Below are 10,495 nucleotides of genomic sequence, written 5' to 3'. Positions count from 1 at the left end.
CTAGACGCCATGCCCCAGCCCACCAGCAAACGCCCGTCGCGCATCGAACGCGGTTCTGCCTTGCGGTTCTTCCAGCCGAACTTCTCGGCACCGAGGCGATAGCACTCGCGCAATGCCTTGCTGGAGAAGGGCTTGCCGCTTTCCGGGTCTGTCTCTGCGTAGTTCACAAGGCGCAGTTCCATTGGATCGATCCTCAGCGCGTAGGACAGCTCGTCCATAGCGCATTCCAGCGCGAACATGCCGCTCACCGCGCCCGGTGCGCGCATCCACGTGGGCGTGGCGAGGTCTGTCGCGGCGACATTCAAAGGCGCATGCAGGTTCGGGCAAGCATAGACCTGCCTCGTGAAGCTTGTGGTTGCATCCGAGAACGCCTCGAACGACGAGGTGTTGTGGAACGCCTCGTGGATCATGGACGACAGCCTGCCGCTGCGGTCGGCACCCAGCGCGATCTTCTGGATGGTGTAGGGCCGGTAGCCGTGCCCGGTAAACATCTGGGCGCGCGTGTAGACCACCTTGACCGGGCGCTGGAGTTCACGCGCCGCCATCGCCGTCAACGACGGATAGTAGTTGGGCTTGAGCGACGCACCGAAGGCGCCGCCCACGAACGGGGACACCACGCGGATGTTCTCGGCGGGCACGCCCAGGCTTTCCGCCAGATGCGATTGCACACCGAAAACCTGCTGGGTCTTGTMGAAGATCGTGAGCTGATCGCCTTGCCAGAACGCGATGGCCGCATGCGGCTCGATCGGGTTGTGGTGGTTGATCGGAATGCGGTACTCCCCCTCGACCTTGATCGCCGCGGCTTGCATCGCACCGGTCGGATTACCACGCGGCTTGCCCGTGGCCGGATCGGGCTGCGCGCGGTCCATCACCGTGGCGAAGTCGGTCTGGTGCGGCTCGGCCTGGTAGACGACCTTGACCAGCCGCGACGCATGTCGGGCCTGTTCGTAGCTCTCAGCAACGACCAGCGCGATCGGTTGCCCGTTGAAGAACACCCGGTCCGATTGCAGCGGCCACGACCACGCCGGTTGTGCGTCGGCCGCCGGTGCCGGGCCGAGCTTGCCCGCGTTCAGGTGCGTGAAGACTCGGATCACGCCGCCCGCCTGCTCGGCTTCGCGCGTGTCGATGGCCGTGATGCGGCCCTTGGCCACCGTGCTCAGCACGATGAAGCCGTAGCTGACATTCGGTATCTGGAACTCGGCGGTGTACTTCGCCTTCCCAGTGACTTTGGCGAGCCCGTCGACGCGGGTCGTTTCTTTGCCTAGATAGCGTGCCATGTGATTCCCTTTCACGCCAGGCGCGCAGCGCGCATCAGTGCACGCGCGACAGAGCGTCGACCCAATTCCACCTTGTAGGCGTTGTGCGCCAACGGGCGCGCATCGCGCAGCGCGGCTTCGGCCGCGCGCTTGAACGTCGCCTCGTCGGCACRCTGGCCCACAAGCACCGCTTCGGCCTCGGCACTGCGCCAGGGCTTGTGTGCGACGCTGCCCAACACCACGCGCGCCTGACRAATCCTGCTGCCGTCCATGTCCAGCGCGGCGGCCACGGAAACCATCGCGAAGGCGTACGAGGCACGGTCGCGCACCTTCAGGTAGTGCGAGTGGCGCGCGAAGTCGCCCGCGGGCACAGGCAGCTCGATGGCGACGATGAGTTCACCGTGCTCCAGGTTGCTGTCGCGCTGAGGCGTGTCACCCGGCAACCGGTGGAAGTCGGTGATGGTGATCAGCCGCTCGCGTCCGTCCGGCGCGCGAACGCGCACCTTGGCATCGAGTGCGTATAGCGCGGTGGCCATGTCGCCGGGATAGGTCGCCACGCAGGCCTCGCTCCAGCCCATGATCGCGCCGATCCTGTTGAGACCCTCGCGCGCGCCGCAGCCGCTGCCGGCCTCGCGCTTGTTGCACGGCATGGACGTGTCGTAGAAGTAGTTGCAGCGCGTGCGCTGCAGCAGGTTGCCGCCGTTGGTCGCCATGTTGCGCAACTGCCCCGAGGCACCTGCGACGATCGCCTGTGTGAGCAGCGGGTAGTTCTCCCGGACGAGCGGGTGGTTGGCCGTTTCGGTGTTGGTCGCCAGTGCACCGATGGACAGGCCGGAGCGCGTGCGCTGGATCTCCCGTAGCGGCAGACGGGTGATGTCGACCAGGCGAGTCGGACGCTCGACGTCTTCCTTCATCAAGTCGAGAAGATTGCTTCCCCCCGCGAGGTACTTGGCTTGCGGCAACGCCGACATGGCGGCAGTCGCAGAAGCGGCATCCGTCGCTCGCACGTATTCAAACGGTCGCATGGCCGTCCTCCTTCCTGGCGTCCGTGGCCAAGGCCAGCTGTGTTTCTGTGGCGAATCCCCAGGTCTGGGCGGCCTGGCGGCCGGAGTGGACCTCCTGGATGGCGGCGACGATGCCTGGGTAGGCACCGCAGCGACAGATGTTGCCGCTCATGCGCTCTTTGATCTCGTCGTCGGTCAGGCGCCTCGTGGTCTTGCCGACGTTTTCGGTGACGTGGCTGACCTGGCCCCGTTGGGCCTCGCTCAGCATGCCGACGGCGGAGCAGATCTGGCCCGACGTGCAGTAGCCGCACTGGAAGCCGTCATGCTTGATGAAGGCTGCCTGCATCGGATGCAGTTGGTCCCCCTTCGCCAGCCCCTCGATGGTCGTGACCTCGCGGCCCTGAAGCGTTGCGGCCAGAGTCAAACAGGAGAGAACGCGTTGGCCGTCGACCAGCACGGTGCATGCGCCGCACTGGCCTTGGTCGCAACCCTTCTTGGAGCCTGTCAACGCAAGACGCTCGCGAAGCGCATCGAGCAGCACGACGCGTGAGTCGATCTCCAGTGTCTGCGGCACGCCATTTACCTGGAAGGTGACCTTCACGACGTTCTGCGCTACGACAGGCGCCGAGGCCGCGCCGGCCACGGGGGCCATCTGCGCGAGTGCCGACTCCGTCGCCAACAAGTTGGCGGCGAACAGCCCGATGCCACCGCCACCGGTCTGCATCATGAAAGTGCGTCGCGCTTGACCTACGTCGCCGAGTGCTGGCATCTCCCGCAGGAGGGCAGCTTCGTCGGCACTAAGTTCGGCCGGAAGGTCATTGCTGATTTCGTGGGGCATGGACTGTGTCCTTTTGGTGGAAGATGGAATGCGGCAACAGTTCGCCAACCCATCGCGGGGCGTGTTCGCCCAGTCGTTCATGACCGTGCGCAGCCATGCTGTCTACGGCTTCTTCTGGTTGTTCTTTGCCGCCCTTGACTTTGTCAAACATGCTGCTCGCCGACTACGTGAGGAATGCTTAATGCCTCTATTACTACTACTAATGAATTCCCGGACGCGGTGCCGCAGCCGCAGGCTCTGTTCGCTGTGCGAAGCCACGTCCCACGCTGGGTCTTCATTGACGTGAGAATTCGACCATGACGCTGCCCTGCCCGAGCGCTTTAGCCAAGCCATTCGGGTCGTCCACCTGCCCAAGGCGCGTGTACGAATACGGGGAATTGAAGGTCAGATAAAAAACGACCACTGTGTTCGTGCCGTACAGCATGAGATCGCCATTGCGGATCGTTCCCGGTCGACTGGCGTTCGCAGGCAGGTCTTTCGGCAGGTCGAACTTCTTCTCGTTGCCGTTGAGTTCGGTCATGTCGAGCGTCATCGGCAGTCGCGCTGCGAAAGCACGGGCGGCCTCCGTGTCGGCCAAGGTCACGGCGAAGCGACGCTCGCCGACGGTCATCCACATGCTTGTCTCCTTGGCTTTGCTGGGTGCCGCCCCGGCATCGGCAATCACAACCGGGACAGCTAGCGAATCCTGAACCGACCTTTCGTTGGCGTGGCTGCCACCGAGAGCGAGCAGGCCGGTGAGCAAGCCCGCAAGACGCAGGCRCCACGGCAGGCGACTGTTGATCGTCAGGGCAAAAGGAATGCGTTCTTGGGTCATGTTGATTTCGTGCAGTCTGCGCGTGCTGTCAAGAAAACCAGGAACGCGCCGACCAGCAACAGGCCGGCGCTGAAAGCAAAGGTGCTCCGGTAGCCGCTGCTGTCAAATAACAGGCCACCGACCGTGGAACCCAGTGCCATCGAAAGCTGCACCACCGCCACCATGAGCCCTCCGCCGGCTTCGGCGTCCTGTGGGAGGGTTCGCGCGATCCACAGCCACCAGCCCACAGGGGCAGCCGTGGCCACCAGGCCCCAGACACCCAGCAGCATCGTCGTGACGGTCACCGAAGCGCCCAAGGCGATGAGCGCCACCGCGATGGCTGCCATCAGCACCGGAATGACCGTCAGCGTGCCGTAGAAGTCGATACTCAGAAACTGGCCGATGACCGTGGTGCCGACGAAACCCGCGATACCCAGCGTCAGCAGCACGAGCGAAAGCGTCGACACATCGACCTGGGTCACTGTCTCGAGGAATGGGCGCAGGTAAGTGAACAGCGCGAACTGCCCCATGAAGAAGACTCCCACTGCCAGCATGCCGAGCACGACCAGCCGGTTCCTGAAGAGCTTGAACACGTTGCCCGAGCCTTGCGCACGTGTCTGCACCTTCATGGTCGGCAGACTCAACCACTGCCAGACGAACGCGATGACGGCGACCGGCACCAGACAGAAGAAGGCGCCGCGCCAGCCGATGATCGAGCCGAGGTAGCTGCCCAGCGGTGCCGCCACGACCGTGGCCAGTGCATTGCCGCTGTTGAAAATCTCGAGTGCACGCGGCACTTTGGACGGCGGCACGAGTTGCATGGCAGTGGCCGCCGACATCGACCAGAAGCCGCCGACCACGACGCCGATCAGCGCCCGGCCCGCCATATACGTCAGGTAGTTGGGTGCGAGCGCGACGATGGCACCGGAGAGGCACATCAGCGCGGTCAGCGACAGCAGCAGCGTCTTGCGATTCATCTTCGCGGCGACCGCCGAGATCGACAAGCTGGTGAGCACCGCGAAAGCGCCGGAGATGGCGATGCCTTGCCCGGCCATGCCTTCGGTGACCTTGAGGTCGGTCGCCATAGGCGTCAGCAGGCTGACGGGCATGAACTCCGAGGCGATCAGCGCGAAGACGCACAACGTCATCGCGAAGACACCGCTCCAATGCGCGGGCTGTGCTTCGCTTTGTTGTTCGAAGGCGGCGCTTCCGGCAGGCGCACCGATGGCTTGCGCTGTCATCAGGCGCTCGCAGCAACGAGGTGCTTACTGAAGAACGACGTTAGCTTGTCGAATGGGATCAGCGTTACGCGGTCGTACAGGTCCACATGGCCGGCGCCTGGAACGATGTGCAGTTCCTTCGGTTCTGCAGCGCGGTTGTAGGCGTCTTCGCTGAACTCTTTGGAATGCGCTTGGTCACCGGTAATGAACAGCATGGGCCGCGGTGAGATGGTCTCGATGTCGTTGAACGGATAGAAGTTCATGAACTTGACGTTGCTCGTCAAAGTCGGCATGGTGGTGGTCCGAGCCGATGCGCCCTTGGGCGTGAACTCGCCGCGCGGCGTGCGGTAGAAATCGAAGAACTCGCGCTGGATAGGATGCGTGTCGGCCGCCAGCGTGAGGACCGTGCCGCCGGTGTACTGAACGGCGCCGCCGTTGAACTCCGCCTGCCGTTGCTCGGCGGCCGCAGCTATGATCTGCTTGCGCTGGTCCACAGTCTGCGAGTGGTTGAGCGCATCGCGGTTGGCCGCCCCCATGTCGTACATGCTCACCGTGGCGATGGCCTTCATGCGTGAATCGATCTTTGCCGCACTGATGACGAAGCTGCCGCTGCCGCACACGCCGATGGCGCCGATCTGCTGCTTGTCGACGAATGCCTGGCTGCCGAGGTAGTCGACTGCAGCGCTGAAGCTCTCTGCGTACATGTCGGGCGAGACGGCATTGCGCGCCTGACCGTCGCTACCGCCCCAGAACGCGAGGTCCAGGGACATGGTCACGAAACCTTGCTCCGCCATCTTCGTTGCGTAGAGATTCGCGCTTTGCTCCTTCACGGCCCCCATGGGGTGACCCACGACGATCGCCGGAGTGCGCTTGCTTCGGTCCAACGCGCTGGGGATGAAAAGGTTCCCGGCGATGGCCATCTGGTACTGGTTCTTGAAGCTGACCTTGCGCACGGTGACCTGGTCGCTCGTGTAGAAGTTGTCGGCCCCCTCAGGCAGGCTCGTGCTCTTTCGCGGTGGCGCAGCGAATCCTGAGCCCGTGGACGAAAGCATGCCTATGGCAACAACGCCGGTACCCGCCATCCTCAAGAACTCGCGTCGATCGGACGCATCGTCGGCCTCCTTTGCGGCTGGGGTGAAAGTGCTGGCTGTCAGCGTTGTCATGGTTGATGTCCTTGGTAATGTGCGGCGGCGGGGAGGCACTCGTTGCTTGCTTGATGGGTGCTTTTCACGTTCGACAAAGTTTGCCCGGCGGTCCGCATCTTGACTAGATAATGAATGCTTAATACATTTATTACTCTGCCTAATCAATTCCAGTGCGAAATCTGACATGCCACGACGCAATCTCAACGACCTGCTGGCCTTTGTGACGGTGGCGCGTGAAGGCAGCTTCACCAAGGCGGCCGGCAAGCTCGGTGTCACCCAGTCGGCACTCAGCCAGGCGATTCGCGGGCTGGAGGAAGGGTTGCAGATCCGCCTTCTCACCAGGACAACGCGAAGCGTCGCACCGACGTCGGCCGGTGAGCGACTCATGAAAGCCATTGGCCATCGCTTCGAAGAAATCGAGGCCGAACTCGATGCGTTGACCGAGTTGCGTGACAAACCTGCAGGCACCGTGCGCATCACCTGCGGCGACCATGTGCTGCACGCAGTTCTTCTCCCCAAGCTCATGCCGCTGCTGCGCGAATACCCGGACATCAAGCTGGAGTTCGACATGAATTACGGTTTTCGCGACATCGTGGCTGACCGCTTCGATGCCGGTGTTCGCATGGGAAATACGATCGACAACGACATGATCGCCGTGCCCATCGGTCCACCGCTGCGCATGGCGGTGGTGGCCTCACCCGACTACTTTGCGGCCCATCCCGTTCCGAAGACGCCAGGCGACCTCACGAGTCATCAATGCATCAACCAGCGCATGCCCACATCGGGCGGCCTCTACGTCTGGGATTTCGAGAAACGAGGTCGCAAGGTCAACGTCCGAGTGGATGGCCCATTGATCTTCAACACTGCGCCGCCCCAGGTGGACGCGGCATTGGCCGGACTGGGCATTTCCTTGTTGCCGGAGGATGAGCTTATGTCGCACATCGAATCGGGGCAACTTGTGCGCGTCTTGCAGGACTGGTGTCCCAAGTTCGCCGGCTACCACCTGTACTACCCCAGCAAACGTCAACCATCGCCGGCCTTCTCGCTGGTCGTCAAGGCGCTGCGCTTCAGCGGTGCACGACAGCAGTAGGCCGTGATCTTGGTCAAGTCGCCGTTCAGGCTTTGCCGTGCGCCCGCAATGAAGCGCGACATTCCCGTGATCTACCGGGAGCAGACCAGCTTGACCGAAGCCGCGCATGACCTTGTCACGGAGGCTCAAGCGGTCGGCAACAGGCATTCGGCGATGAGGGAGTTCGTGAAGCCTATGGATCCACGTTCAACCAAGTCCCGGGGAGGCTCCACGCCGTCCCGAAGCAACGAGTTGTTCCAGCACGGTACGTTGCGACCAACCCACCACCACGACCCGCAACAGGACGTTGGGATGGCGCTGCTCCAAAGTGTTCGACAGGCTGGGCAGCGTGCCCATGGTGATGGCGCCGGCGTCGGGGGCTCGAAGCCTTGAAGCCGAGCCTCGTCCACTCGCATGCCGTCGCGGATCTGGCGTGCGTAGGCATAAACCAGCTTGCGTGATGAAGTGGGCGTGATGCCCGCTGAACCGCGCTCGAGCAAGGTCATACCCAGTTCGCTCTCCAGCCAGGGCCATGGATTTCGACAACGCCGGTTGCGAGACACCCATGCACTATTGCGGCTCTGGTCAGGCACTCCTCCTCGACCACGGTGGCCAAGTACTAAAGCTTTCGTGGGTCCATGTCGCGCTCTCCAGGATCGTCGTTGGTTGTGGTGCCGACGACTGTACTCCTCCGATCCTGTGACGACGCTCCATTACCTGCGAAACATTCATCGATGACGCCCGCAGCCCTGCGTCAATCCGAGCTTTTGATCCCCGTTCTCCTTCACGACCCTAAGCCACCGCTCGGCGTCCGACTTCATGAGCGCGGCCAGTCTGGGCGCTGGACATCGCCAACGGAACGTCCTACAGCCTGGGCGGGTATGTCTTCACGCAAGGCCTCGGCGTGCTCGCAACGTGTGCCGCAAGCTGCGCGCCGGCCTGGCAACTCCTGAAGGGCGCCCCGAGCACCCCGGCCGCGCCCACGGGGCGGCTACAAAGTCGAGCAATGGCCGCGAGATGGGCGTGTTCGGCCTGGACGAGTACCTCGAAGTCAAGGCCATGATCGTCGCAATCGGCCCCACGTTGCTCGACGCATCCATCGGATCGCCCCATGGCGACGGGATGCGCGGCAGGGGGGGCGCCGACGGCAGCTTCGAGATCGGCCACGTCGCGTCCCTTGACCGAAGGCGCACGCGGGTTGGATTACAGTCTCCAACGCAGTCTCTCCCAACTTCATGGAGCCCCATCCTGGATCTGCGCGATCTTCACTATTTCGAGGTCCTTGCCGAGCTCGAGCACATGGGGCGCGCGGCCGAGCGTCTGCACCGCACGCAGCCCGCGCTGACGAGCTGCGTGCGGCGCCTGGAGGAGGCATGCGGCGCTGCTCTATTCGAGAAGACGGGACGTGGCATCCGACTCACCGCGGCCGGCAAGGCCCTCCTCAAGTGGGCTCAGCGCACGCGTTTCGACGTCGAAAGCGCGCGCCGCGAGATCGGCGACATCGGCCGCGGCCTGACCGGGAACATCAAGGTCGGCATCGTGCCAACGGCCGCGCAGTTTCTCTTGCCGCCCGCCGCCCGCGACCTGATGCGCGAGGCACCCGGCGTCACCTTGCGAACCACGGTGGCGCTGGTCGACGTCTTGAAGCCGCTCCTTCGCGCCGGCGACATCGACCTGATGGTCGGCACCGAGGTTCCCGCAGAAGCCGGGTTCGCTTCCCAATTCCTGGCCGAAGACGTGATCGTGGTTGCCGCTGCCGAATCGCATGCGATCTTCGACAAATCAAAGCCCAGCTTGAAGGACCTGACAGGCCATCGGTGGGTGCTGCAGCCTCCCGGCGCGCCGACCCGGGACTGGCTTGACCAAACCTTTGATCGGAACCGCCTCCCCCGGCCTCTCGTGCAGGTCGAAAGCACGATGCTGCTGATGCTTCCCAGCCTGATTGGCGAGACGGGCCTGCTGAGCTTCATCTCGCGCCTGCACCTTCAGGCCGGGCGATCAGGCGCCGCGTTGCGCGAAGTGAAGCTCCCTGCCACGACCATGCGCCGCCGCATGGTCGTGACCTACCGGGACAGCGGCTACATCTCCCCTGCAGCGCAACGCCTGATTGCCCTTCTGGCGAAATACGCCGTCGCACCGGCGGCTTGATACCCAAAGTCAGATCTATCGATCTTAAAAAACTATCGATTGGACTGAATGGGCGGCGTGGCGAATACTTGCCTCCACTGAACGCACCGCTCGCAATCAAGCGAAGCGGGCTGAACTGGAGACAAGACATGCAACACCGCGCTTCCCCCGCCACGGCTTCGCGCCATCTCACTGGCTTCGCAGCCGCTACCGGCCTCATCGCCGCAGCGATGCTCCTGGCGAATTCGCCGGCGTCGGCGCAGGCTGCCTATCCCTCGCGGGCCATCAAGCTCATCGTGCCGTTTCCCGCTGGTGGCGGCACCGACCTGATCGCGCGTGAAGTCGCCAACAAGGTCGCCGTCTCCAATGGCTGGTCGATCATCATCGACAACAAGCCGGGCTCTGGTGGCAACCTCGGCGTGGATACTGCGGCGAAGTCGGCGCCTGACGGCTACACGCTCGTCCTGGGTCAGACCAGCAACCTGGCGATCAATCCCACGCTGTACCCCAAGCTGCCCTACAACCCGGAAAAGGACCTGACCCCGATCGTCGCGGTGGCCAGCGCGCCCCTGGCCCTGGTGGTGGCTGCAGACTCGCCCTACAAGACCGTCGCAGACGTGGTGGCTGCGGCCAAGGCCAAGCCCGGAACGCTGAACTACGCCAGTTCCGGAAGTGGCACGGTGGCACACCTCGCGACGGAGCTGCTCCAGAAGACTGCAGGTGTGAAGTTCACGCACGTTCCTTACAAGGGCGCCGCGCAAGGCTCGACCGACCTGATTGGCGGCCAGATCCAGATGTACATGTCCTCCGTGCCGACCCTGATCGGCTACGTCAAGAACGGCAAGATGCGCATCCTTGCGGTCACCTCGGCCAAGCGCACCGCTGACCTGCCGGCGGTGCCCACCGTGGCCGAGTCGGGCTTCAAAGGATTCGAGGCCGTGACCTGGTTCGGCATCGCGGGGCCCGATGGCTTGCCCAAGGACGTGGTCGCCAAGCTCAACGGTGCCTTCAACAAGGCGCTGCAGGACCCGGAAGTCAAGAAG

Annotated in this window: 10 protein-coding genes; 3 read left to right on the top strand and 7 right to left on the bottom strand. The window is 63.6% G+C overall.

Annotated features, from left to right (window positions below; translation table 11 throughout):
- The 6 genes from AC1DY5_RS27445 to AC1DY5_RS27420 all read right to left on the bottom strand — a co-directional run.
- Positions 1-1,277: xanthine dehydrogenase family protein molybdopterin-binding subunit (locus AC1DY5_RS27445; protein WP_478116512.1), on the bottom strand; the 1,277-nt coding region annotated here is incomplete at its 3' end.
- Positions 1,278-1,288: 11 nt separating this feature from the next.
- Entirely contained in the window at positions 1,289-2,281 is a 993-nt protein-coding gene (locus AC1DY5_RS27440) for an FAD binding domain-containing protein (protein WP_478116510.1), read from the bottom strand.
- Positions 2,268-3,179, bottom strand: coding sequence for a 2Fe-2S iron-sulfur cluster-binding protein (locus AC1DY5_RS27435; protein ID WP_478116508.1), 912 nt, complete (start codon positions 3,177-3,179; stop codon positions 2,268-2,270). Before AC1DY5_RS27435 ends, AC1DY5_RS27440 begins: the two co-directional genes overlap by 14 nt.
- Positions 3,180-3,372: 193 nt before the next feature.
- The gene (locus tag AC1DY5_RS27430; protein WP_478116506.1) at positions 3,373-3,912 is read right to left on the bottom strand and encodes a cyclophilin-like fold protein; all 540 of its coding nucleotides are present in this window, start codon (positions 3,910-3,912) and stop codon (positions 3,373-3,375) included.
- Positions 3,909-5,039 carry an MFS transporter gene (locus AC1DY5_RS27425; RefSeq protein WP_478116514.1) on the bottom strand — a complete coding sequence of 377 codons (1,131 nt, stop codon included), beginning with the start codon at positions 5,037-5,039 and terminating at the stop codon, positions 3,909-3,911. Before AC1DY5_RS27425 ends, AC1DY5_RS27430 begins: the two co-directional genes overlap by 4 nt.
- A 92-nt stretch (positions 5,040-5,131) precedes the next feature.
- Positions 5,132-6,442, bottom strand: coding sequence for an alpha/beta hydrolase (locus tag AC1DY5_RS27420; protein ID WP_478116505.1), 1,311 nt, complete (start codon positions 6,440-6,442; stop codon positions 5,132-5,134).
- On the opposite strand from AC1DY5_RS27420, the gene AC1DY5_RS27415 reads away from it, so the two are divergent.
- Entirely contained in the window at positions 6,441-7,346 is a 906-nt protein-coding gene (locus tag AC1DY5_RS27415; RefSeq protein ID WP_478116503.1) for a LysR family transcriptional regulator, read from the top strand. The two genes, AC1DY5_RS27420 and AC1DY5_RS27415, sit on opposite strands and share 2 nt — an antisense overlap.
- Before the next feature lie 186 nt (positions 7,347-7,532).
- Here the strand turns inward: AC1DY5_RS27415 and AC1DY5_RS27410 are convergent, their stop codons facing one another.
- Positions 7,533-7,682, bottom strand: coding sequence for a hypothetical protein (locus AC1DY5_RS27410; RefSeq protein WP_478116501.1), 150 nt, complete (start codon positions 7,680-7,682; stop codon positions 7,533-7,535).
- A gap of 558 nt (positions 7,683-8,240) precedes the next feature.
- Here AC1DY5_RS27410 and AC1DY5_RS27405 point away from each other — a divergent pair.
- Together AC1DY5_RS27405 and AC1DY5_RS27400 are read left to right on the top strand one after the other, a co-directional pair.
- Positions 8,241-9,473 carry a LysR family transcriptional regulator gene (locus AC1DY5_RS27405; protein WP_478116499.1) on the top strand — a complete coding sequence of 411 codons (1,233 nt, stop codon included), beginning with the start codon at positions 8,241-8,243 and terminating at the stop codon, positions 9,471-9,473.
- 128 nt (positions 9,474-9,601) lie between these two features.
- The coding region (locus AC1DY5_RS27400; protein WP_478116497.1) for a Bug family tripartite tricarboxylate transporter substrate binding protein at positions 9,602-10,495 on the top strand (894 nt) is incomplete at its 3' end.

Source organism: Variovorax sp. P4_D9, assembly GCF_056401695.1.
This window is presented reverse-complemented; position numbering and strand designations above follow the sequence as displayed.

Excerpts from the sequence above, each read along its gene's own strand:
- AC1DY5_RS27435 (WP_478116508.1), bottom strand. The coding sequence starts at position 3,179 with ATGAACGACTGGGCGAACACGCCCCGCGATGGGTTGGCGAACTGTTGC.
- AC1DY5_RS27425 (WP_478116514.1), bottom strand. The coding sequence starts at position 5,039 with ATGACGTTGTGCGTCTTCGCGCTGATCGCCTCGGAGTTCATGCCCGTC.
- AC1DY5_RS27415 (WP_478116503.1), top strand. The coding sequence starts at position 6,441 with ATGCCACGACGCAATCTCAACGACCTGCTGGCCTTTGTGACGGTGGCG.
- AC1DY5_RS27420 (WP_478116505.1), bottom strand. The coding sequence starts at position 6,442 with ATGTCAGATTTCGCACTGGAATTGATTAGGCAGAGTAATAAATGTATT.
- AC1DY5_RS27410 (WP_478116501.1), bottom strand. The coding sequence starts at position 7,682 with ATGGGCACGCTGCCCAGCCTGTCGAACACTTTGGAGCAGCGCCATCCC.